General features: G+C 61.4%; 18 protein-coding genes and 1 tRNA gene. 11 read left to right on the top strand and 8 right to left on the bottom strand.

The window, feature by feature from the left end:
* Nucleotides 1-202: 202 nt before the first annotated feature.
* Together AC3WT6_RS11245 and AC3WT6_RS11240 are read right to left on the bottom strand one after the other, a co-directional pair.
* Nucleotides 203-793 carry an NUDIX hydrolase gene (locus AC3WT6_RS11245; protein WP_492653662.1) on the bottom strand — a complete coding sequence of 197 codons (591 nt, stop codon included), beginning with the start codon at nucleotides 791-793 and terminating at the stop codon, nucleotides 203-205.
* 68 nt (nucleotides 794-861) lie between these two features.
* Nucleotides 862-949: transfer RNA gene (locus AC3WT6_RS11240), tRNA-Leu, on the bottom strand.
* Nucleotides 950-1001: 52 nt separating this feature from the next.
* Between AC3WT6_RS11240 and queA the strand changes: the two genes are divergently transcribed.
* Nucleotides 1002-2027: a tRNA preQ1(34) S-adenosylmethionine ribosyltransferase-isomerase QueA gene (queA, locus tag AC3WT6_RS11235; protein ID WP_492653661.1), complete on the top strand. Its 1026-nt coding sequence runs from the start codon at nucleotides 1002-1004 to the stop codon at nucleotides 2025-2027.
* Between the two features lie 4 nt (nucleotides 2028-2031).
* Here the strand turns inward: queA and AC3WT6_RS11230 are convergent, their stop codons facing one another.
* Nucleotides 2032-2436, bottom strand: a complete 405-nt coding sequence (locus AC3WT6_RS11230; RefSeq protein ID WP_492653660.1) for a hypothetical protein — start codon at nucleotides 2434-2436, stop codon at nucleotides 2032-2034.
* 42 nt (nucleotides 2437-2478) lie between these two features.
* On the opposite strand from AC3WT6_RS11230, the gene tgt reads away from it, so the two are divergent.
* Both tgt and ypfJ read left to right on the top strand, forming a co-directional pair.
* On the top strand, nucleotides 2479-3621 hold the full coding sequence (gene tgt, locus AC3WT6_RS11225) for a tRNA guanosine(34) transglycosylase Tgt (protein ID WP_492653659.1): 1143 nt from the start codon (nucleotides 2479-2481) through the stop codon (nucleotides 3619-3621).
* Nucleotides 3622-3624: 3 nt separating this feature from the next.
* Nucleotides 3625-4500, top strand: coding sequence for a KPN_02809 family neutral zinc metallopeptidase (ypfJ, locus tag AC3WT6_RS11220; RefSeq protein WP_492653658.1), 876 nt, complete (start codon nucleotides 3625-3627; stop codon nucleotides 4498-4500).
* On the opposite strand, the gene AC3WT6_RS11215 is transcribed toward ypfJ, so the two are convergent.
* From AC3WT6_RS11215 to AC3WT6_RS11195, 5 genes are all read right to left on the bottom strand, one after another.
* Nucleotides 4497-6029, bottom strand: a complete 1533-nt coding sequence (locus tag AC3WT6_RS11215) for a flavin monoamine oxidase family protein (RefSeq protein ID WP_492653657.1) — start codon at nucleotides 6027-6029, stop codon at nucleotides 4497-4499. The two genes, ypfJ and AC3WT6_RS11215, sit on opposite strands and share 4 nt — an antisense overlap.
* Before the next feature lie 7 nt (nucleotides 6030-6036).
* Nucleotides 6037-7563, bottom strand: coding sequence for a hypothetical protein (locus AC3WT6_RS11210; protein WP_492653656.1), 1527 nt, complete (start codon nucleotides 7561-7563; stop codon nucleotides 6037-6039).
* Nucleotides 7548-8216, bottom strand: coding sequence for a TetR/AcrR family transcriptional regulator (locus AC3WT6_RS11205; RefSeq protein WP_492653655.1), 669 nt, complete (start codon nucleotides 8214-8216; stop codon nucleotides 7548-7550). The genes AC3WT6_RS11210 and AC3WT6_RS11205 overlap by 16 nt, the downstream gene beginning before the upstream one ends.
* A 108-nt stretch (nucleotides 8217-8324) precedes the next feature.
* Nucleotides 8325-8804: a glutathione peroxidase gene (locus AC3WT6_RS11200; protein WP_492653654.1), complete on the bottom strand. Its 480-nt coding sequence runs from the start codon at nucleotides 8802-8804 to the stop codon at nucleotides 8325-8327.
* 68 nt (nucleotides 8805-8872) lie between these two features.
* A complete protein-coding gene (locus AC3WT6_RS11195; RefSeq protein WP_492653653.1) occupies nucleotides 8873-10609 on the bottom strand; it encodes an acyl-CoA dehydrogenase family protein in 1737 nt (578 codons plus the stop codon).
* Nucleotides 10610-10811: 202 nt separating this feature from the next.
* Between AC3WT6_RS11195 and yajC the strand changes: the two genes are divergently transcribed.
* The 8 genes from yajC to AC3WT6_RS11155 all read left to right on the top strand — a co-directional run bounded on the left by yajC (nucleotide 10812) and on the right by AC3WT6_RS11155 (nucleotide 23667).
* Entirely contained in the window at nucleotides 10812-11084 is a 273-nt protein-coding gene (yajC, locus tag AC3WT6_RS11190) for a preprotein translocase subunit YajC (protein WP_492653838.1), read from the top strand.
* 42 nt (nucleotides 11085-11126) lie between these two features.
* Nucleotides 11127-12983, top strand: coding sequence for a protein translocase subunit SecD (gene secD, locus AC3WT6_RS11185; RefSeq protein WP_492653652.1), 1857 nt, complete (start codon nucleotides 11127-11129; stop codon nucleotides 12981-12983).
* Between the two features lie 6 nt (nucleotides 12984-12989).
* Nucleotides 12990-13919, top strand: coding sequence for a protein translocase subunit SecF (secF, locus tag AC3WT6_RS11180; protein ID WP_492653651.1), 930 nt, complete (start codon nucleotides 12990-12992; stop codon nucleotides 13917-13919).
* A 294-nt stretch (nucleotides 13920-14213) separates the two neighbouring features.
* Nucleotides 14214-16292, top strand: coding sequence for a polysaccharide biosynthesis protein (locus tag AC3WT6_RS11175; protein WP_492653650.1), 2079 nt, complete (start codon nucleotides 14214-14216; stop codon nucleotides 16290-16292).
* Nucleotides 16293-16720: 428 nt separating this feature from the next.
* Nucleotides 16721-18988, top strand: a complete 2268-nt coding sequence (locus AC3WT6_RS11170; RefSeq protein WP_492653649.1) for a polysaccharide biosynthesis tyrosine autokinase — start codon at nucleotides 16721-16723, stop codon at nucleotides 18986-18988.
* 377 nt (nucleotides 18989-19365) lie between these two features.
* A complete protein-coding gene (locus AC3WT6_RS11165) occupies nucleotides 19366-20871 on the top strand; it encodes an O-antigen polymerase (RefSeq protein WP_492653648.1) in 1506 nt (501 codons plus the stop codon).
* Between the two features lie 90 nt (nucleotides 20872-20961).
* Nucleotides 20962-22095: a glycosyltransferase gene (locus AC3WT6_RS11160; RefSeq protein WP_492653647.1), complete on the top strand. Its 1134-nt coding sequence runs from the start codon at nucleotides 20962-20964 to the stop codon at nucleotides 22093-22095.
* Between the two features lie 99 nt (nucleotides 22096-22194).
* A complete protein-coding gene (locus tag AC3WT6_RS11155; protein ID WP_492653646.1) occupies nucleotides 22195-23667 on the top strand; it encodes an MBOAT family O-acyltransferase in 1473 nt (490 codons plus the stop codon).

Here is a 23667-nt window from a genome sequence, read left to right as displayed (position 1 = left end):
AAAGTCGCAGGAACATCCCTGAAACAGGGGATGTCCGGCCTGGTCTCGTTGCCTTGAGGTTGGATGTAAATCTTTTTATATCAACCAGATGCCCGTCTTCGCGGCTTGGTTTTGAAGTGCCGGCGCCGGGCCGGTAGAGCCACCAGCAGTCGCTACAAAACTCGACTCGTTTTGATTACTAAGCGAGGCTGGCTCGCCCTGGTCAGCTGGCTTCCGACAGCCAGCGGCCGATGTCCGCCCGGTCTTCGTGGGTCGGCCGCCGGATCAGGTCCAGGGTATGGACGCTGTGCAGCCCGGCGCGGCGGTCGTCAAAGAAGTAGCGCAGACCGCGGTAGATGGTCGGGAAGGCGATTTCCTCCCAGGGGATGTCTTCCTCCCGCATCAGCCGCACCTCGCTGCTCTCGCTGGTGGAGCCAAAATGCGCGCCGCGTAGCCGGCCGCGATGGATCAGATGCACCTGATCGACATAAGGGACGTTGATGACCGCCACCAGGCCATCGACCTCGATCTCGGCCTGGGACTCTTCCAGCGCCTCGCGGGCCGCGCCCTGGGCACTGGTCTCGCCCAGTTCCATGAAGCCGGCCGGGAAGGTCCATTTGCCAAAGCGCGGCTCGATGTTGCGCTTGCACATCAGGATGCGGCCATCGGCCGCCTCCGGGATCACCCCGACGATCAGCTTGGGGTTGAGGTAGTGCACCGTCTTGCAGGCCGGGCAGACGTGGCGCGGCAGATGATCGCCATCGTCCGGCACCCGGTAAACCACTTCATGACCGCAGGCGCTGCAAAACTTCATGGGCGGCTCGGTGTCCCGGGGAGGTTCCAGCCACCGGTACGCCAGCGCGCACGGTGATTGGAGGTGTTTGGTGCCTGAGAAAGGAATCGAACCTTCACGAGGGGTTGCCTCGGCGGATTTTGAGTCCGCTGCGTCTACCAGTTCCGCCACTCAGGCTTGGGTCGCGCATTATAGCCGTGACCGCGCCCGCATCTGGGACAATAACCGGATGCGCCGACAAGACTTTCACTACGACCTGCCGTCCGAGCGGATCGCCCGCTATCCCATAGAGCCGCGCTCCGCCGCGCGTCTGCTGCATCTGGCTGCGGATGGTTTGCACGATCGGGCGATGCTGGATTTTCCGGCCCTCTTGGCACCGGGCGACCTGGTGGTGTTCAACGACACCCGGGTCATCAAGGCGCGATTGCACGGCAGCAAGCCCACCGGCGGCAGGGCCGAGGTGCTGATCGAGCGGGTGCTGTCGGGTCAGGAGGTGCTGGCACAGTTGGGCGTGAGCAAGAAGCCCAAGGCCGGTGGGCGCATCCTGGTCGCCGACGGCAGCCTGGTGCTGCTCGGCCGCGAGGGCGATCTGTTTCATTTTCGCTGGGAGGGTCCGGGCGATGTCTGGGCGCTGATGGAGCGCGCCGGCCAGCTGCCGTTGCCGCCCTATTTCGAGCGCGAGCCCAATGCCGAGGACGAGTCGCGCTACCAGACCCTGTTCGCCGAAAAGCCGGGCGCGGTGGCGGCACCCACCGCCAGCCTGCACTTCGACGAGCCCCTGCTGGCCGCGTTGCGCGCGCGGCAGGTGCGTACCGCCAAGGTCACCCTGCATGTGGGCGCCGGCACTTTTCAGCCGGTACGGGTCGACGAACTGAGCGAACACCAGATGCACGCCGAGCGCTACGAGGTGAGTGCCGAAACCGCGGCGCTAATCGCCGAGACCAGGGCGCAAGGGGGCAGGGTGGTGGCGGTGGGCACCACGGTCTGCCGGGCGCTGGAATCGGCGGCGCGCTCGGGGACGCTGGTCGCGGGCGCCGGCGACACCCGGCTGTTCATCACCCCCGGCTATCGCTTCGCGGTGGTGGATCGCCTGCTCACCAACTTCCATCTACCGGAATCCACCCTGCTGATGCTGGTCAGCGCCTTTGGCGGCTACGCGCGGTTGATGGCGGCCTATCAGCACGCCATCGCCGCCGAGTACCGCTTCTTCAGCTATGGCGACGCCATGCTGATCGAGCGGCTGGATCTGGCTTAAACAATCAGCGACGGCGATAGGCGATGCGCAGCTGGGCGTAGGCGCCGGCCCATTCGGTGAGCACGAACAGCCCCAGCACCGGCGGGCCGCCCAGCCACAGAAACCAGACTAGGCTGGCGCCGACCCAGAGCCGGCCCCAGCCGTCGATCACCGCCAGGAGGCCGACCGGATGCAGCAGCCGGGCGATGACCCAGACGCTGACCAGGGAGCCGGTGAGGCTGACGAACAGCAGATGCACAGGCGCGAATGGCGGCGGACTGGCCTCGCCACCCAATAGGCCGTTGAGCCAATACAGGCCGCTGAGGAAGTAAGGCGCGAGCGGCGGAATCGCCAGCATCCAGGTCAGCGCCGAGTCCAGCCAGGCCCAGAAGCGGACGCTGCCGGCCGGTATGTGATCGTAGTTGCGCATCGTGCTCCTCCTGGGCGGGGCCAAGAATAGCGACAATAGGCGATGCGATTCGAACTACTCAAAACCGACGGCCTGGCCCGTCGTGGCCGCCTCGAGCTACAGCACGGCGTGGTGGAAACCCCGATCTTCATGCCGGTGGGCACCTATGGCACGGTCAAGGCGCTGACCCCGGAAGAGCTGCGCGCGGCCGGCGCCCAGATCATTCTCGGCAACACCTTTCACCTCTGGCTGCGGCCGGGCGTGGAGGTGCTGAAGAAGTTCGATGGCCTGCACCGGTTCATGAACTGGGACGGGCCGATCCTCACCGACTCCGGCGGCTTTCAGGTGTGGAGCCTATCGGAGCTGCGCAAGCTCACCGAGGAGGGCGTGCACTTCGCCTCGCCGGTGAATGGCGACAAGGTGTTCCTGTCGCCGGAAAAGTCGGTGGAGATCCAGCACGCGCTGGGCAGCGACATCGTCATGCAGTTCGACGAATGCACGCCCTACCCGGCGACGCCCGAGCAGGCGCGCAAGAGCATGGAGCTGTCGGCGCGCTGGGCGGCGCGCTGCAAGACCACGCATGCCGACAACCCCAATGCCCTGTTCGGCATCGTCCAGGGCGGCATGCATGTGGAGCTGCGCCGCGAATCGCTGCAGCGGCTGGAGAAGATCGGCTTCGACGGCTATGCGCTCGGCGGCCTCTCGGTGGGCGAGCCGGAGGAGGAGCGCCTGAAGGTGCTCGACGCCATCGGCCCGACGCTGCCGGCGGCGCATCCGCACTACCTGATGGGCGTCGGCACGCCGCGCGATCTGGTGCAGGCGGTGGCACGCGGCATCGACATGTTCGACTGCGTGATGCCGACCCGCAACGCCCGCAACGGCCATCTGTTCACCAGCCAGGGCGTCATCAAGATCCGCAACGCCAAGCACCGCGACGACACCGGCCCGCTCGACTCCAAGTGCCGCTGCAACACCTGCCAGAACTACTCGCGGGCCTATCTCTACCACCTCGACAAGTGCAACGAGATCCTCGGCGCGCGCCTGAACACCGTGCACAACGTGCACTATTACCTGGACCTGATGCGGCGCATCCGCGAGGCCATAGACGAGGGCCGCTACGCGAGCTTCGCCGCCGAGTTTCTGGCCGGCCCGGAAGGCGCGCCGGCGCGTTCCAAACTGGCTGCCGTAGTGCAGTCACCGGAGTAGTCCATGCGCTGGAGAGACGCACGCCGCAGCCGCAATGTCGAGGACTACCGCGGTGGCGGTGGCGGTGGCGGCGGCGGCGGTCTTGGCCGCCTGGGCCTGGGCGGCATCGCCGCGGTGGTGGTGATCAGCCTGCTGCTGGGCAAGAACCCGATGGAGATGCTGGCCCTGGTTTCCGGCCTTGCCGGCGGCGAGCCGGTGACGACGCAGACTGTTGTGGAGCCCTCGGCCGACAACCGGCAGAACCGCGAGTTCGTCAGCGCCATCTTGGGCGAGACCGAAGACGTCTGGGGCGCGATCTTTCAGGCCAGCGGCGCGCAGTACCAAGCGCCCAAGCTGGTGCTGTTTTCCGGCGCGGTGCAGACCGCCTGCGGCGGCGCCTCCAGCGCCAGCGGGCCGTTCTACTGCCCGGGCGATCACAAGGTCTATCTCGACACCGGCTTCTTTGCGGAGATGCGTGCGCGCCTGGGCGGCGGCGGAGACTTCGCCGAGGCCTATGTGATCGCCCACGAAGTCGGTCATCACGTACAGACGCTCACGGGTGTCTCCGCCCAGGTCAGCGAAGCGCGCCGCGCTGGTCGGGAGGTGGGCGGCGATGGCGGCCTGCTGGTGCGCCAGGAGCTGCAGGCCGACTGCTACGCCGGCCTCTGGGCGCATCAGGCGCAGCAGCGCCATCAATGGCTGGAGCCGGGCGACATCGAGGAGGCGCTGAACACCGCCAGCGCCATCGGCGACGACCGCCTGCAAAAGCAGGCGCAGGGCACGGTGGTGCCCGATGCCTTCACCCACGGCACGGCCGAGCAACGGGTGCGCTGGTTCAAGCGCGGCTTTGCCAGCGGCGAGGTCGCCGCCTGCGACAGCTTCGCCGCTAACCCACTCTAGAGCGCCGTCAGCACCTCGGCCGCCGCGCGCTGGCCGGAGCGCAGGGCGCCGTCGAAATAGCCGTTCCAGACCTCGGCGGTTTCGGTGCCGGCCCAGTGCAGACGGCCGCAGGGCGCGCGCAGCGCCGAGCCATAGTCCAGCCAGACTCCGGGAGGGAAGTAGCCGGCGTAGCAGCCGCGGCTGAACTCTTCCTCGCTCCAGCTCTGCTCGATGTATTCCAGCGGTTCGGCGGCGGCGGCGCCGAAGTAGCGCACGAAGCTGGCTATGGTGCCCTCGCGGCGCTGTTCGGCCGTCCAGCCCAGGGCCTTGCGGCCGTCCTCGCCCTCGATGAAGCCCATCATCACGCCGATGTGGCCGTCGGGTGGCGAGTTGTCGAAAGTGAGCTTCACCGGCCCGGTATCGCTAGTGACCTGGCCGTTGAGGCCGGCGTCGCGCCAGAACGGCGTCGGGTAGACGCATTGCACCTTGATCACCGTGCCCATCGGTAGCCGCTGGGTGAGCTGGTCGCGCAGGCCGCCCAGAGGCGGCGAGTAGCGCATGCGCCCGGCCAGGGTTGGCGACAGCGCCAGGATGGCGCGCTTGGCGCGTACCGAGAAGCCGGCGCCGGAGACGGTGACGCCCTCGGCGTCCTGGGCAAGGTCGCGCACCACGCGGTTGAGGCGGATGCGCTCGCGCAGTGGCTCGGCGAGCTTGATCGAGATCAGCTGGCTGCCGCCGACGATGCGTGAGTCCTGGGCGCCATTTTCGGTGTTGATGAGGTTGTCGAGCGTGCCGGCGCTGTGGATGTAGAACAGCACATGCAGCAGCGAGAGGTCGCGTGGCTGCGCCGAGAACACCGATTCGATGGTGAGCTCCAACAGGGCCTTGCCGCCCGGACTCAGCACATTGGCGTCGATCCAGCTCTGAAAGGTCTGGCTGTCCCAGGCGACGGCGCTGGTGGCGGTCCAGGGCTGATCCAGCGGCACCTCGGCGGCCATGCTGTTGAGCCGCTGGATGGCGACCGCCGCCTCGGCGGCGCCCAGCGGGTCGGTGGGCGGCAGGCGGTTCAAGCCGAGGTTCAGCGGATCGACCGGAAACAGATGGCCGTATTGCAGCGATAGGCCGTCGCGGTGGTCGAGGTAGTTGCCCTCGTTATAGGTCTTGAAGGTTTCCAGGCCCAGCTCGGCGATGGTTTGCAGCACTACGTCCTGGGTTGGGCCCACCCACTGGCCGCCGATCTCGACGATGGTGTCGGGCTGGGCGCCGGCCGCGGTCAGCGCATGGTTGAGTGTGCGGCCGCCAACCCGGTCCCGCGCTTCCAGCACCAACACCTGCCTGCCGGCCGCCGTCAGCTCGCGCGCCGCCATCAGGCCGGCGAGGCCGGCGCCTACCACCACGATCTCGGTGGTTTCGCTGACCGTGCCAGCGGCCTCGGCTTCCGGCAGCGGGGAATTGCCGCAGGCGGCGAGGGTGGCGCCGGCGCCGACGCCGGCCAGGCCGGTGAGCAGTTCACGCCGGCTCAGCGGCGTTTGGGAGAATGAGGAGGTCATGGAGTTCTTAGTGCACCAGGTCGGCCCAGACCGCGGTTTCCAGATAGTCGTTTTCCTGCGCGTCGCCGGAGCCCGGTGACAGCGCGGTGCCGGTTTCCAGTAGCGCAGCGCGCGCCGCGTCGTCGCGCACCCAGGGCGCCAGCGCCAGGAACTCCGCCTTTTCGCCCTGAAAGACCTGATACCAGACGACGTCGGTGCCGGTCTCGAACTCCAGATTGCCGACGTAGTGGCGGCCCGGGCCGCCGCCGTGGCGCGCGGTGATCGCACTCTGGCCGTCGAAAGGCAGGTCGAGCAGATTGCCGACCAGATGGGCGGTGATGTTGTAGCGGAAGGCCACGCTAGGCTCGGCCACCGTGCGCCAGGTCGAGGCCATCCACTCCAGCGGCTGCCAGCCTCCGCCCTGGTAGACCGCCCAGCGGCCGGGATTGGCTTCGGCCTGCACCACCACGTCCACGCCCAGGGCGTCCATGCAGGGCATGTAGCTGGTGGGGATGTCGGCGCAGGGTTCGAAGTCGGCCGGGCGCTGGCCGAACTCATAGCCCCACTGGAAGGCCGGCAGCGAGGTGGCGAAGCCCAGCTGGAAGCCGGCCACCGGGTAGCCGGCGGCATTGGCGAGGCCGGCTTCGCCGCTGGCGGGGCCGGCGTCCAGGCCCAGCACCTGTAGCTCGATGTCGGTGAGCGGCACCTTCTCGTTGCGGAACAGCAGGTTCTTCTCGCCGCGCGGCGCCTCGGGGTGCAGGTCTTCCGGCCCCCAGAGGAAGGTCACGTTGGCGACGTGCGCGGCGCTGGCGATGTAGACCTCGTCGACGCTGGCGAGATCGGGGTCTTTGAACAGGGCGAGATCCACCGGATCGCTGGAGGCGGTGTAGGGCGCCTGGTTGTTGGAGGCCACCACATAGACGCCGTAGTCGCGGGCGAGGTCGGAAAAGGTCTGCGAGAACGCCCGCGCGAACGTGTCGGTGGCGGCCAGGAACACCTGCTTGCGCAGATCAACGCCCGGAAAGCGGATCTGGTAGGCCAGCACCTGCGGCAGATAGCTGAGGTTCAACAGCCCCAGGGCGCCGACGATGCCCAGCGGCAGCGCATCGCCCAGCGGGGCGGCCAAGGGTGTTTCTGCCTGTGCCCGCACCAGGGCGCCGCGCGAGCCGCTGGCGATGGCCATCAGGCCGGCGTCCTCGTTGTAGACCACCAGGGCCGGCAGGCCGGGCTGTAGATAGGGCACCACCTGCTCTTCCATCAGGCAGCGCATCTTCAGGCGGAAGCTGTCGTAGCTCTCGACATGACGGATTTCCTGCTTGTACTGGATGGCGAAGGCACGCAGCTTGGCGCCGGCCTGCGCGGCTCCGGTTGCCGGCAGCCAGCGTGCCGGGCGCAGGGCGGTGCAGGTGGCGGCATCGGGGCGCAGGGCGGGCAGGGTCGGCCAGGTGGCGGCCTGCGGGTCCGCGTTGTTGGCGAGGCTGGAGCGGCTGTCGCCACCGAGGCCGCAGGCGGCGAGCAGCAGGGTGGTCAGGACGGCGGTCAGAGTGCGCTGCATGCGGAGCTTCCAAGCTGGGACTGCAGGGCCGAGACCAGTAGCCGCAGCTGGGCTTCGCCCGCGGCGCGGTCGCCGGTGGCGAGGTGTTGCAGGATCAAGCCGTCCATCGCGGCCACGCAGATGCCGGCCAGCACCCGGCGCGGTGGGCTGCCGGCCGGTGCCGGCAGCGCCTCGAAAGCCTCGCTCAGAGCGGCGACATAGCCCTGGTACTGGCGGCGCGCCAGGCCAGCGTGCTCGGGGGTGTTGAGCGCATAGAGCGTCAGCTCGTACTGCATGCGCTGTAGGCCCGGGGTATCGACCGTGTGCGCCCAGTAGGCCTCGGCGATGCGGGCGATGCCTTGTGCCAGATCCGGGGCGCCGGCGACGCTGCGGGCCAGCACCTCGGCGACGCCGGCATGGATCTCGTCGAGCACCGCGCCGAGCAGGGCGTCCTTGCCGGGAAAGCTGTAGTGCAACATCGCCTGGTTCATGCCGGCGTCGGCGGCCACCGCGCGGGTCGAGGTCGCCGCCAGCCCCTCGCGCACGATTACCCGCATCGCGGCTTCGATCAGCCTGCGTCGGCGCTCCTGCGGGGCCTGGGCCTGGGCCGGCCGGCCGCGCCGACGCGCGGGCTGGGCCGGGGGTGGCGGGGGTTGCCGATTATATTTAGTCATTCGACGAATTAAATTCCGAGGCCTTGGTCAGGCGCAAGTGCCGCGCAGGGCCGCAGACACAAAAAAGCCCGCCGGAGGCGGGCCTTGCCGAGCGGCTAGCGATAGCTCTTACAGCAGCTTCTCGATGTCCTTGGCGATGTCTTCCGGCTTGTCGATGGAGCCATAACGCTTCACTACCTTGCCGTCCTTGCCGACCAGGAACTTGGTGAAGTTCCACTTGATGCCCTCGGTGCCGAGCAGGCCCGGGGCGGAGCTCTTCAGCCACTGGTACAGAGGATGGGTGCCGGCGCCGTTGACCTCGATCTTGGCGAACATCGGGAAGCTCACCTCGTAGTTGAGCGAGCAGAAGTTCTTGATCTCGTTCTCGTCACCCGGCTCCTGATGGCCGAACTGATCGCAAGGGAAGCCCAGCACCACCAGACCCTGGTCGCGGTACTGGCGCCAGATCGTCTCCAGCCCCTGGTACTGCGGAGTGAAGCCGCACTTGCTGGCGACATTCACCACCAGCACCACCTTGCCGCGATAGGCATCGAGGGCCTGTTCGCCGCCGTCGATGGTCTTGGCTGCATAGCTGTAGAAATCGGACATCGCGAGTCTCCCCCTGAAATTGAAAAGGGCCGGTGGATTCCGGCCCTCTGGAACGACCTGCCCGCAGGTTACAGGCTGGCCACCGGCAGTGCCATGTAGTCTTCCGCACCGCCCTTGACAGTGGCGCAGAGGCTGCCGACCTGGGGCAGCAGCTTGCTGGCGTAGTAGCGCGCGGTGGTGAGCTTGCCGGCCTTGAAGCTCTCGTCGCTCTGCTTGCTGGCCGCCTGCGCCATGCGCAGCCAGTTGTAGCCCAGGTAGGTAAGAGCAAAGGCGCGCTGGTAGTCGCAGCAGCCGAAGGAAGCATCCTCGGGACGGCTGCGGAAGGTTTCCTGGATCCAGGTGGTGGCGCTTTCCAGCTCCGCCAGCGCGGTCTTCAGCGGCTGGGCGATGAAGGCGTACTCCGGTGCCGCGTCGGCGACGGCCTTCCCCAGCAGCGCGAAGAATCGGCGCACCGCGCGGCCCTCGTTGAGGAACAGCTTGCGGCGCACCAGGTCCATCGCCTGGATGCCGTTGGTGCCTTCGTAGAGGCAGAGGATCTTGGAGTCGCGCAGAATCTGCTCGATGCCATGCTCGACGATGAAGCCGTGGCCGCCGTAGACCTGGATCGCCATCGAGCCGAGGTCGACCGCGCCGTCGGTGCAGGTGGACTTCACCAACGGGGTGTTCAGCTCCACCCAGTCGTTGGCTTCTTCGCGCACCGCCGGGTCCGGATGATGGTGGGCGTAGTCGACGTAGAGCGCGGTCTCGTAGGCGAGCAGGCGCGCGCCCTCGGTCATCGCCTTCATCTGCAAAATCATCCGCCGCACGTCGGGGAAGTCGATGATCGGCTTCGGCTGTTTGCGTTCCACCGCGTAGCGCAGGGCATTCTGGGTGGCGAGTTCCATCTGCCCCAGGCCCTGGAAGCCGACCATGATGCGCGCCATGTTCATCAGCACGAACATGTTCATGATGCCCTCATTGGGCTTGCCGACCAGAAAGCCGGTGGCGCCGTCGAGGTTCATCACGCAGGTGACCGAGCCGTGGATGCCCATCTTGTGTTCGATCGCCGAGCACTGGATGCCGTTGCGCGCGCCCAGCGAGCCGTCGGCGTTGACCATGAACTTGGGCACGATGAAGGTGGACAGGCCCTTCACGCCGGCCGGCGAGCCTTCGATGCGTGCCAGGGTGAAGTGGATGATGTTGTCCACCATCGAGTGCTCGCCCGAGGTGATGAAGATCTTGCCGCCTTCGAGCTTGTAGCTGCCATCGGCCTGGGGGATCGCCTTGGTTTTCACCGCCGCCAGGTCGGAGCCGGCCTGGGGTTCGGTGAGCAGCATGGTGCCGGTCCATTCGCCGGTGGAGAGCTTGGGCAGGTAGATCTGCTTGAGTTCATCCGAGGCGCTGGCGTGGATGGCCTCGAAGCAGCCGCCGGTCAGGCCGGGGTAGAGCGCGAAAGCGACGTTGCCGGTGCAGACCATCTCCTCGACCACCTTGGCCAAGGTGTAGGGCAGGCCCAGGCCGCCGTACTCGGTGGGGTTGCAGGTGCCGACAAAGCCATTGCCGGCATAGGCCCTGAAGGCCTCGGTGAAGCCCTTGGGCACGCTGACCGTGCCGTCCGGGTGGCGGGTGCAGCCTTCGGCGTCGCCGGAGGCATTGAGCGGGAACAGTTCCTGCTCGACGAACTTGGCGGCGGTCTCGATCATCTCCGCCATGGTTTCCGGTGTGGCGTCGGCGTAGGCGGGAATGGTCTTGGCGAGATTGCCGGCCTGGAGCACCTCGTTGAGGACGAAGTTGATCTCGCGTAGCGGGGCGGTATAGCTGGCCATGGTGGGACTCCTGGATGGTCAAAATTTGGGCGCGCGGAGTATAGCGGCGTCTCGGCCCCGGCCCCAGCCACTTGATAAGGGCGGGCAACAACCCTATGGCATACTCGTGCGCTCTTTAGTTCTGGTCCCAATGACTCTCATGTTGCTCGACTTTCTGATTGCACCCGCCTACGCCCAGCAGGCCGCCGGCCAGTCTCCCGGCATGTTTGAGGCCTTCTGGCCGCTGCTGGTGATGATTCCCCTGTTCTACTTCCTGCTGATCCGTCCGCAGATGAAGCGCCAGAAGGAGCAGCGCCAGATGCTCGACAAGCTGGCCAAGGGCGACGAGATCGTGACCACTGGCGGCATCGCTGGCCGCATCTCCGGTATTGGCGAGGTCTACCTGACGGTCGAGCTGGCCGACAACGTCCTGGTCAAGGTTCAGAAGTCGGCGGTTTCCACCGTGCTCCCCAAGGGCACCCTGAAAACGCTGTAACGATCTTTTGGAGCGCGGCCAAAAAGGCCGCGCGGAGAAACCATGCAGCCCTATCCGCTCTGGAAGACGATCCTCCTGGTGGTCGTCACCCTGCTGGGCGCGCTCTACGCGCTGCCCAATATCTACGGCGAAGACCCTGCCGTGCAGATCAACACCACCTCCGGCGATCCGCTGCCGGCGGAGTTTGCCGCCGCAGTCGATGCCGCACTGAAGGCCGAGGGGATCTCGGCCGCCAGTTCGCGAGCCGATAGCGGCCACTGGGTGGTCCGCTTCGACCAGGCCGAGCAGCAACTGAAGGCGGCTGATGCCCTGAAGAAGAACCTGGGCAAGGGCTACATCGTCGCCTTGGGCCTGGCCTCCAAGACGCCGGACTGGCTGACCTCGCTGGGCGCCAAGCCGATGTCGCTGGGCCTGGATCTGCGTGGTGGCGTGCACTTCCTGCTCGAGGTCGATGTGGACGATGCGCGCAAGTCCGCGGCGCAGCGCTATGTCACCGACCTGCCCAACTTCCTGCGCAAGAAGGATGTCCGCTACACCGGCCGCCGCCAGGAGGGCGAGCGTACGGTTCTGGATTTTGCCGACGCGCTGACCCGCGAGGCCGCCCGCAAGGCGATTGCCAAGGAATATCCCGAGCTCAAGCTGGACGCGCCGGACGGCGCCACCACCTTGACCGCGACCCTGACCGAGGCCGAGGTCAAGCGCATCGTCGACTTCGCCGTGCAGCAGAACCTCACCACGCTGCGCAACCGCGTCAACCAGTTGGGCGTGGCCGAGCCGCTGGTGCAGCGCCAGGGGGCCAACCGCATCGTCGTCCAGCTACCCAGTGTGCAGGACACCACCCGGGTCAAGGATCTGCTGGGCGCTACCGCCACGCTGGAATACCGCGCCGTGGATGAAACCGGCTCGGCCGACAGCGCCGCCGCGACCGGCATCGTCCCGCCCGGCACCGAGCTGTTCTATACCCGCGAAGGGCACCGGCCGGTGCTGCTGAAGCGGGAGGTGATCGCCGCCGGCGTCAATCTGGTGGATGCCGCCGCCACCGTCGATGAGAACGGCACCCCGGCGGTCAGCGTCACGCTCGACAGCCAGGGCGCGAAGCGGATGTTCGAGTTCACCGAAAAAAGCGTCGGCAAGCCGATGGCGGTGCTGTTCCGCGAAACCGTGGTCGAGACCAACTACAACGCCGAAGGCGTGCCGCTGCGCGAGAAGCGCGAGGTGGAAGAGATCATCTCGGTCGCCAGCATCCGCGGTGTGTTCGGCAAGCGCTTCCAGACCACCGGTCTGACCAGCAAGGAGGCGCATAGCCTCGCGCTGCTGCTGAAGGCAGGCGCCCTGGCGGCGCCGGTGGAGATTGTCGAGGAGCGCACGGTTGGCCCTTCGCTGGGTGCGGACAACATCAAGCAGGGCTTTACCGCCGCCCTGCTGGGCCTGGGCCTGGTCAGCCTGTTCATGGCCGTGTACTACAAGGTGTTCGGGCTGTTTGCGATCGCCGCGCTGTTGCTCAACCTGGTGTTGGTGGTGGCGGTGCTATCCCTGGTTGGCGCCGCGCTGACGGTGCCGGGCATCGCCGGCATCGTGCTGCACATGGGTATTGCTGTGGATGCCAACGTGCTGATCTACGAGCGTATTCGCGAAGAGTTGCGTAATGGCGTCAAGCCCGGCGAGGCGATCCAGCACGGGTACGACCGCGCCTTTCTCACCATCGCCGATGCCAATGTCACCGTGTTGATCGGCACGGCCATGCTGTTCGCGCTGGGAGCTGGCCCGGTCAAGGGATTTGCAATCACCCTGGCGATCGGCATTCTCACCTCACAGTTCACCGCCATCGTTGGTTCCCGCGCATTGGCGCAGCTGGTTTTCGGGCGGCGTCAGCGCATGTCCGACCTCCCAATCTGGTAAGCCGCCATGAAAATCTTTTCCGGCGTTCCCAATATCAACTTCATGGCCCAGCGCAAGACTGGCCTTTGGGTGTCGAGCATCCTCACCGTTGCCTCGATCCTGTTGGTGGTGTTTCGTGGCCTGAATTTCGGCATCGACTTCACCGGTGGCGTGCTGGTGGAAGTGCATTACCCGCAGGCCGTGCAGCTGGATTCGGTGCGCGCGGATCTGTCCCGCGCCAAGTACGAGCACCCGGTGGTGCAGTACTTCGGCACCAGCTCGGACGTGCTGATCCGTCTGCCTCCCGCCGAAGACGCCAGCTCCGCCAAGGTCAGTACCACCATTTTGGATGCCCTGCATGCGAGCGAGCCGAATGTGCAGTTGCGGCGTGTGGAGTTTGTAGGCCCGCAGGTCGGTGACGAACTGACTCAGGACGGCGCCCTGGCGCTATTGCTGGCATTCATCGGCATCGCCGTCTACATCATGTTCCGCTTCGAGTGGAAGTTCTCGGTTGGTGCGGTGGCTGCACTGATCCACGACGCTGTGATGGTGCTGGGCTTTTTGTCCCTGACTTGGATTGAGGTCGACTTGACGACGGTGGCTGCAATACTTGCCCTGATTGGCTATTCCAATAATGAGACGATCGTCATCTTTGACCGTGTTCGCGAAAATCTGCTTGCGCAGCGGCGTATGGAGATCTTGGACGTCGTCAATCTATCGGTGAACCAGACTCTCTTGCGGTCGGTGATCACGCATGTCACGACCTTGCTTGTACTCAGTTCCTTATTGCTGGTTGGCGGAACGAGTGTGCACAGCTTCGCATCGGCGTTGTTCGTCGGTGTTGTCGTGGCGACCTATTCGTCCGTCTATGTTTCCACCAACCTAGCGGTGGTACTTGGTGTATCCCGCGAAGACTTGATCCCAGCTTCGGACGGCGAGACCGACGAACTTGTTTAGGCTTACCCCTTAACCAAGGGAGTTCCGCGCATCTCAGAATTTGTCAGGCTAGCGAGACTGGCATGGGAAGGAATGACTTCAAGTGTCCGGTCTGGAAGAGCTTTTTTTTAGCGGGCACGATTGTTGTATGAAAGGGGTGGGAAACGAGCACATGCATGGCGTTCAGCCACCGGATATCAAGCAGCCCAACACATCCTTTGGGATGATGCTCTATGGTTTTCTCGTGATGCAGTGCACAATCGACCCTGGAATTATTCACGATAATTGCTGGCAAGAAGGGGGTAGATAAGTCAAATGCCATTTAGAAGGGAATTCGTCGGGCGACTGGCATCGGTACTGGTGGGGCTGGCGCCCAAGCGTAAACATGCGCTGTCATTAGCTGTCGATGCTGTCGCGATCATGGCGGCCAGCTATCTTCTTTACTTTGTGTTGCTCTGGCATCCGGCGCCTAAGACGAATTTGCACCTGCTGCTGGTGTTGTTGCCGCCGTTATTCATTCTGCCGGCGCTTCGTTTGGCTGGCGTCTATGACGTAATGATGCGGTTTTGGAGCAGTGACCAATTAGTTCGGGTGCTGATCGGAACGGTTGGAGGGCTGGCGGCCCTGGCAATTTGCCTCAAGGTCTTTTCGCTGTTGGATGAAAGCCTAAACATGGTGATCATTCAAGGCATGATTATTTACTTGGCGCTTGCCTGGGTCCGCTTCACCGCTAGTGCGGTGTTGTGGCCAGTTACTCATGGAGTGAAGTCCGAACGTGTCCTGATTTACGGGGCCGGGCGCGCGGGAACCCAGCTTTCTGCAGCTCTGATGGTGTCTGGTGAGTATTGGCCGATCGCCTTTGTTGATGATCGCCCGGACAAGCAAGGGCGAGTGGTGTCTGGTCTGCGTGTTTTTCCGCCCGATGATCTGTCGGCGCTGCAGCAGCGCCTCAAATTCAAGAGGGTTCTGCTTGCCATCCCCTCCGAAAGCCCCAAGCGTCGCGCCGAGATCGTAAAGTCGCTTGAGCCGTTGGCAGTGAAGGTGATGGTAATGCCCGGCGTGGATGAACTTGCATGTGGAGCAAAGAGGACTGACGAACTGCGTGAGGTTCAAGTGGAGGATCTCTTGGGGCGCGAACCAGTCGCTCCAGATCCCGAACTGATGAATGCTTTCATCGCCGGCAAATCGGTAATGATCACCGGCGCCGGTGGATCCATTGGTTCGGAGCTCTGTAGGCAGGTGTTGGCCTGTGGCGCCAGCAAGCTCGTTCTGTTCGAAATGTCGGAGTTCGCTCTTTACAGCATCGAACGGGAGCTGCTTTGCAGTGCCGCCGGGAAGGGCGGCACCGAAATCGTGCCTGTCCTCGGCACGGTGCTTGACCGGGCAGCGGTGGAGCGGGCCTTACGGCGCTATGAGGTACAGACTATCTACCACGCCGCCGCGTACAAGCATGTGCCGCTGGTGGAAGGCAATGTTGCTTCTGGAGTGCAGAACAACATTTTCGGCACACGCATCGTCACCGAGGCAGCGATCAACTGCAAGGTGTCCAATTTTGTCTTGGTTTCGTCGGACAAGGCAGTGCGCCCCACCAGTGTGATGGGAGCGACTAAACGGGTCCAGGAGCTGATTGTCCAGGCCATGGCCGAACAAGTTCCGACCATGCTCGTATCCATGGTTCGATTCGGCAACGTGCTGGCCTCGTCCGGTTCTGTTGTCCCGTTGTTTAAGGAGCAGATTCGGAACGGTGGGCCGGTAACGGTTACCCATGAAGACGTCACTAGATACTTCATGACCATTCCGGAAGCCGCCCAGTTGGTCATTCAGGCTGGCTCTATGGGCAGCCGTGGCGATATCTTCGTCTTGGACATGGGCGAGCCGGTTAGGATTTCTGACCTGGCTCGCCGAATGATTCATTTAACTGGCTTGCAGGTGCGCGACGCAGAACATCCCGCAGGTGCCATTGAGGTTGTGGTCACCGGCTTGCGGCCAGGAGAGAAGCTTTACGAAGAGCTGTTGATCGACGCTCAGGCCGAACCGACGCGACACAAGCGGATTTGTCGTGCCAGGGAGGTGGGACTTCCTCGGCAAGTCCTGCTGCAACATCTGGCCGCACTCGAAGCGATGGTGGCGGCAGACAAGCTGCCAAGCATCTTAGGTCTTCTCAAGGAAATCGTCGGCGGTTACTCGTCACCTCAGCTCATGGGCTCTGCACCTCGGGGTGTCAGCGATGAAGCTCAAGATCGAGGCGCAGATCGCTTATCGCTTCCTCTCCCGCGGAAAGTGACTGCGGCGAGCTTGGGTAGCTCAGTTGCTGGTGGTGGTATGGGGGCGTTGGCTGAGGGGCAAGCTCGGGAACCTAGTCTGCAGCCGCGCCGTGGCGCCCAAACCCTGTAAACTCGACAGCTGTTTGTGTCGAAGGCGCAGGGCTTTGAGCCATCAGGTGGTCTCTACTTGGGCTGGGGTTGATGCATAACTCAACTCAGCACTGTCCCGATAATCAAAACTGCGGTGCGCATGATGGCGCCTTGGAAAAGGTGGCGCGGCATTTGTGCGTTTTTTGCGATGTTCGGCAGAATTTAAGAATTCTTGAATGAAAAAGATGATCGAAACACCGCTACCGAGACAAGCGCGCTATTGCTGGCACAAGCGGTGTGGTTAGCAGCCTGACTTCTGCTGTGGATTGGAGTACATCCACCTTCGCAGAGTTTTGGGTATCTGCTGGCTTTAGGCGCTTTTTTCCGTGGACTGCCCGGCTAGGCGCAATTCGCGACGCTTTATTGTCGCATGCAAATTAAAATCGATTTTTGAGGCGTGTTAATTAAATGATTAATAGGTCAGTAAGCGAGACGGCTGGGTCCGGGATAAGGGGCACGTCGGATGCGGACGGCGAGTCCAGCCTTTTGTATCTCCTTAATCTCCTGATGGAGCGGCGCTGGCTAATTCTGTCAAGTACTTTTTTGGGAGTGCTGATCGGAATTGTCTATGGGCAGATCGCGACCCCCGTCTATTCTGCAGATGCTCTTATCCAGATTGAGAATCAAAAGAGTGGTGGTATCGCAGCTTTCGAGGAGGTCACTAGTGCATTGGAAGGAAGCACCCCAACGATTGCTGAGATTGAGATTATTAGATCTCGCTACGTTCTTGATCGCGTTGTAAAATCTTTGAATCTTGATGTAACCGACGAGCCGAAGTATTTTCCGTTTATTGGGCGGTATTTTGCCCGGCGTTCTGGTGGTGATGAATTGCGGCCAGCCCCGCTGAGCCTTTGGAAAAAGTTCGCATGGGGCGGAGAGCATTTTAATGTTTCTACTCTTGAGGTTCCGCCACGTCTATATGGTGTGGAGTTGCTTGTCATTGCAGGGGAGGCCGGGCGGTATAGTCTGGTGACTGCCGATGGTGAGGTGATTGGAACTGGAAAGGTCGGCGAACTTCTCCAAGTTAATATGCCAGATGGGGTATTGAAGGTCTTTGTCAGCGAATTGGTTGCGCGGGCGGAAACCGAATTCAGATTGGTCAAGCGTTCCCCTGGGAAGTCATATCGATCCATTTCGCAGGCATTGAAAGTCGCTGAGAGAGGCAGGCAGTCAGGGATTCTGTCGCTCGTTTACGAGGACTCGAATCGTAGGCGGGCTGCGGCGGTGCTCAATGAAATATCCAATATTTATCTTCGGCAGAATGTGGAGCGAAAGTCCGCCGAGGCAGAGAAATCGCTGCAATTTCTCGAGAAACAGCTTCCTGAACTGCAAAAGCAGGTGGAAGAGGCGGAGCGCGCGGTAAATGATTACTTAGTCAAACGTGGTTCGGTTGATATGACTAAGGAAACCGAGAGCGTACTAGGGCTGGTAGTTACGCTAGAGTCTGACCTACTTACCTTAAGGCAGAAGCGGGAGGAACTCAGCGCTCGGTTCACCCCCAGCCACCCGTCCGTTCAGACGATCGATAGCCAGATTCGAGCACTGCAGAAGGAGATTGCGGGCCAGAATCAACAAATAAAGCAGTTACCGGAAGCGCAGCAGGAGGTCCTGAGGCTGCAGCGCGATGTTCAGGTCAATACAGGGCTGTATACCGCCCTGCTGAATTCTGCTCAAGAGTTTCGGCTTTCCCGCGAAGGTACGGTCGGCAATGTTCGGATTATTGACTACGCGAGCGTGCCGGAAGTCCCCATATCCCCACAGAAATCCCTTGCAGCGATGCTGGGTGCTGTTCTTGGCGCAGGTTTGGCTTTAGGACTGGTTGTTCTGCTGCGCGCAGTCCGGCAGGGAATTGAGGACCCGGAAGTCATAGAGCGCTCTCTGGGACTGCCTCTGTATGCCACGATTCCTGAAAGTCACAAACAAAGTCAGCTGGACAAGAAGGCTACCGATCAGCAGGCTATAGGTGTGCTCTCGGTGCTCGACTCCTTGGATCCAACCGTGGAGGCGATTCGCAGTTTGCGGACGTCAGTTCAATTCTCTGCCTCCCAAACCGGCAGTACGGTTGTGATGATTACTGGACCAAGTCCGGATATTGGCAAGTCCTTCATTTCGACCAACTTGGCTGCGGTCTTGGGGCAGGCGGGCAAGCGCGTCTTGCTTGTTGATGCGGATATGCGGCGGGGGCACATTCAGCGTTATTGGGGGGCAAAGAAAACTCCGGGGCTGGCAGAGGTGCTCAGCGAACAGATTGATTTTACGTCTGCCGTGCAGAAAGACGTTGCCACTGGGGTGGATTTTCTCGCAAATGGGCAAACACCCCCTAATCCCGCCGAACTCATTATAAATCCTTTAATGCCAGAGCTTCTTGCTTCTCTTCGCGAGAAATATGACTGGATCATTATTGACACTCCTCCAATTCTTGCGGTCACCGATTCGGCCTTGTTGGGGCAATATGCCGACGTGACCTTGCTGGTAATTCGCAGTGGTATTCATTCGCTTCGCGAGATTGCCTATGCCTACCGCAGACTGGAGCAGGCAGCAGTAAAGGTAAAGGGCGTTGTCTTTAATGGCGTCAAGTCGCGCACCGGTTATGGGTACGGCTATGGCTATGGCTATGGCTATGGCTATGGCTATGGGTATCGCTATGCGCAGTCCAAGAAAGGTAGTGCTGATTAGAATTTCCACCTAAATGCTGCACGAGTTCAAAGCAGTCTTTCATTCCGGCTTCCGCCGGAATGAAATTATATGCGAGGTTTTCCTGGTGCCTGTAAATAACGAAACAAGAACGGGGAATCATTGAGGGCCGCGCGATATGGACTTGATTATGGGATGTCCTTTATTCGTCTGGGAATGCGGATTGTGCGGCTAATGTTTGAGAAAATGCCATTTTAGTTGGACTTCGCAGTTAAATAAAATAAATTGGCAATGTGATAATTAAAGTTTCCTAATTTATTTTAAAGTGTGAAATGTATTTAACTAAAATAATTGCCTTTCATAAATTTTCGAATTAATTGTCTGGTATTTTTCCATCCTATTATTGATGTGAATTGCGAATGCAGATGGATATGGTTGCCGACAAAAAGACGGTATACAGTGATAACCCATTCGTTGAAATTGGTGGGGGGCAACGCTTATTTCTAATCGCCTATGTGATCATCTGGCAAGCGCTGACTCCTGCATTATCGTTGCTGATTCATGGCACTCTGGAACCCAACGCTGATTTCCGCGTCGGCGTTTCCGTTGTGGCCAATATTGTGTTGGTAAGCCCGCTATTTTTTCGCTCTCTCGGTGGGCTACCTATCGGCTGGCTGCATCCTTTGGTTTTTCCTTTGCTTTTTAGCATTGGGACCTCTCTATTAAAAAACCCGCAACAGTTGTTTGACCCCTTACTGGTTTGGTTTCACCCCGTGCATGCCGCGCTATCTCACCAGTATCTAAATGGGTGGACAGCGGAAATGGTGGCGTCAGCGAAGGTCAAGGCTGATGCGCTGGCAGCGCTCGCGGCTGCAGCAACCTATGTGGGTTACATGATGTGGAAGCCGCGCATTCGGCGCCTGAGCAACGAGGAATCGCCTCACCTGAACTTGGCGCTAGGCTTGACCATCGTTGCTATGACGCTGCTTTTTTTGGGTTATATGCAGACAAGAGGCGGGATATTGAGTCATATGGCCTCCTTTGCTGGCGGCCGGCATATCGCACTGGGCGATCAGGGCTACATACTCTGGGTTTTTCGGCCTATGCCGTTTTTGCTTCTATTGTGGTATGCCTACCGCCCTGCAATTACACGCTCCCCTCTGTTCTGGGTGCTGCTGCTGATATGTTTGTCGATGCAGTTTGCCAGCACCGGTTCGCGAACTGCAGCAGTCCTCCCGCTTCTCAGTTTTGGTCTGGTTTGGTCGCTTCGAACGCATAAACTGCCAATCGGTCTGGCAGTAGTACTAATGATCCTTGCCTTCGCTGCGATCGGCTTGTTGGGTGAACTGCGCCGCAGCACGTCTTCGGCCGGCGGGCTGGATTTCGGTGTTGTGTCTTCGTTTCAATTCTCGGAATGGTTGGAAAAGACGACGGCCGATATCGATCAAAGAGAAGATGCTGCCCTCGCGTTGCCGACCATTGCGCGAGTTCCGGAGGAAATTCCGTACCTGGATGGGAAATCCTACTTGGGAACGTTGCTGTTCTTTGTCCCACGCGCAGTCTGGCCAGAAAAGCCAAGATCCGTCGGCGCCTATGCGATCGCTGATATCGCCGGCAGAAATTACGGGTTGGATGGGTTTTATGAAGGTGCGGGCGCACCCATAGGCGCAACAGCAGAAGCGTACTGGAATTTTGGTGTACCAGGGGTGCTTGTGGTTTTCATTTGTTTTGGAGCATTCAAGCGCTGGCTGGCAGGCTATTTGGCCACCAACTCCAAGAATCCGCAGGCGGTAGTGTTATACGTAGCTACTGCCACCACGCTTTTTAGTCCTTCATCGGACGAATTGATTCCCTATTTTCATACTTTAATAATGCTTTTTTTTATATTCAAAATAACAGCGCCACCAAAAGAGGCGAAGTTTTAGAATGATGCCGCTGCGTCTAATTGGGATCGTCGCAACGCGACAGTCTCTTATATCCATGAATTTTGTCTTTGATTACATCGAGGCCTCGCCTTGTTGCTAGCTTTCTATCTGCCTCATCTGGGCGGCGGCGGTGCCGAGATGAACACAGTCCGGCTGGCCAACAATCTGGCCTGTAGAGGCATTGATGTGAGCATCGTGGTTGTCCGCCCGGGCGGGGCCTACGAAAGGCTGGTTTCTCCACAAGTAAAGCTTGTCCCGCTAGGGCGCTCAAGTGTTGTTCGCAGTAGTACGGCGGCCATGTTGTACTCGGCACCTGCGCTCAGGCGCTGGGTTTCTCTGCACAAGCCCGACGTGCTAATTCCGGTTATGGACCTCTCGGCCGTGCTCGCGCTGCTGGCTCTGATTGGCCTGCATCCGCAGCCACGCCTGATTCTCAATATCCAGAACAACCCCGATGCAAAGGCTCGGCAGGGTACGGTCGTTCGAACCGCCATCGCCATGTCAAAGCTTCTGTATCCAAGGGCTGAAATGGTTGTGGCCTTGTCACGCGGCGTGGCTGAGTCCCTTCAGCGTCGGATTACAGCACTTGCTGGGAAGGTGCGGGTGATTGCGAATATTGGATTTTCTCCGGACTTGGCTGAGCGCCTGCGCGAACCCCCCGCCGAGCATCCGGTGAGCGGCAGGAAGCTGATCGTCGCCGTTGGCCGCCTAGTGGAGCAGAAGGGGTATCCGGTGTTGCTTGACGCGCTTGCAAAGCTGCAGGGGAAGGTTGATTTCGAGTGTTGGATATTGGGCACTGGCGTTCTTGAGGCCGCACTTAAGGCGCGCGTAGCGGAACTGGCGTTGGATGGGCGGGTACGGTTTCTCGGCTTTTGCCCCAACCCCTATGCCTACATGGCGCGTGCCGACCTGTTCGTGCTGTCGTCGCTATGGGAGGGTTTTGGCAATGTTTTGGTCGAGGCCATGGCAAGCGGCACTGCGGTGGTCTCCAGCGACTGTCCCTATGGTCCGGCTGAGATCATTGAGGACGGCGTCAGCGGCTGTCTTGTCGCGCCGGGCGACGCTACGGCTCTGGCCACGAAGATTGAGCAGGTACTGGGCGACGAACAGTTGCGTGCGCGTCTGGTTGAAGGTGGCCTGCGGCGCGCGCGTGATTTCAACGGAGATTCCATCGCGGACCAGTGGCTAGCCGTACTTGGAAGTGATCATGGTCAGACCGCTTAAGCGGATCACTTACGCACAGGCAGGCGCGAGGTCTTTGCGCTCGCCGGGTGGTGCTGTCCCCGCGCAACCTATTGTGGCCTTCATTCGGACCTGAGCGACATGCTTTTCAATTCGCCAGAATTCATTCTGCTGTTTCTACCTGCGACTTTGCTGGCCTGTCTGTTACTGCGACCGGTGCTGAGCAGTCGCGGCATTGTCGTGCTGATGATCCTGGCCTCGCTGATTTTCTACGGCTGGTGGGACTGGCGCTATGTCGCTCTTATCATGGCCTCGATCGCCGGCAATTTTCTGCTTGGCACCCATATTTTGAAGGTGACGCCGGACAACAGGCCCGCTGCAAAACGCCTGCTGACCATAGGCGTCGCAGCCAATCTGGCGCTGCTCGGCTTTTACAAGTACACCAACTTCCTCTTGGAGATCGCAAGCCAAGTTAGCGGTGCCAGTCTGCCGTCCTATGACATTGCCCTGCCGCTGGCGATCAGTTTTTTTACCTTCTTGCAGATCGCCTTCATTGTTGACTGCTACCGCAGCCCGCAGCCGAACCTCAAGGTCGGCAGTTACTCCTTGTTTGTCCTTTACTTCCCCCACTTGATCGCCGGCCCTCTGGTTCATCACAAGAGCCTGATCCCGCAGCTGGAGGCCGACAGTTTTGCGCGGCTCAATTGGACGGGCATCGGTACAGGGCTCGGGATTTTTGTACTGGGCTTGTTCAAGAAGGTATGCCTCGCGGATACCTTTGCCGAGTTCGCGAGCCCAGGATTCGATCAGGCCCAGACGCTGAGCTTCCTCGAAGCCTGGGCCACGGCCCTGTCCTATACCTTCCAGCTTTACTTCGACTTCAGTGGGTATTGCGACATGGCTATCGGCTTGAGCCTGATGTTCAACGTCAAGCTCCCGGCCAATTTCGATGCTCCCTACCGCGCGCTGAGCATCCAGGACTTCTGGCAGCGCTGGCACATCACGCTGGGGCGCTTCCTGCGCGACTATCTTTACATCCCGCTGGGTGGCAACCGAGGCGCGCGCTACCTGACGCTGCGCAACCTGTTCATTACCTTCCTGCTTGGCGGCATCTGGCATGGCGCCGGTTGGACCTTCGTGATCTGGGGCGCCCTGCATGGTGCCGGCCTCTGCGTTCACCGGCTCTGGAGTGATGGCGGCCGGCGTTTGCCAAAGCCGCTGGCCTGGGCGCTGACCTTCCTGTTCGTCGTGGTCGGCTGGGTTTTCTTCCGTGCCGAGGATGTCGATTCGGCCTGGGTGGTGCTGCGCGGCATGATGGGGTTGGACGGGTTCTACCTGAATGCGATCGTGCTCAGCGTGGTGCCTTCGCTGGGGGTGCTGTTCGAGCCGGTGGCCAAGCTACGGTACTTCGCTGACGGAAGCCTGATGGGCTTGGTTGAGTTTGCCGGCATGTTCGCGCTTGCGGTGGCGATAGTCGCTTTCGGCCGACCACTGCAGACCATGGATCCGAAGTCGAAATGGATTGCCTGGGGCGCCATCGCTGTCGCGCCCTTCGTGATCCACCAAGTGTTTTTCTCGTCGGCGCCGTCGCCGTTCCTGTACTTCCGGTTCTGA

This window comes from Stagnimonas sp. FW305-C-60 (assembly GCF_058782965.1).
This window is presented reverse-complemented; position numbering and strand designations above follow the sequence as displayed.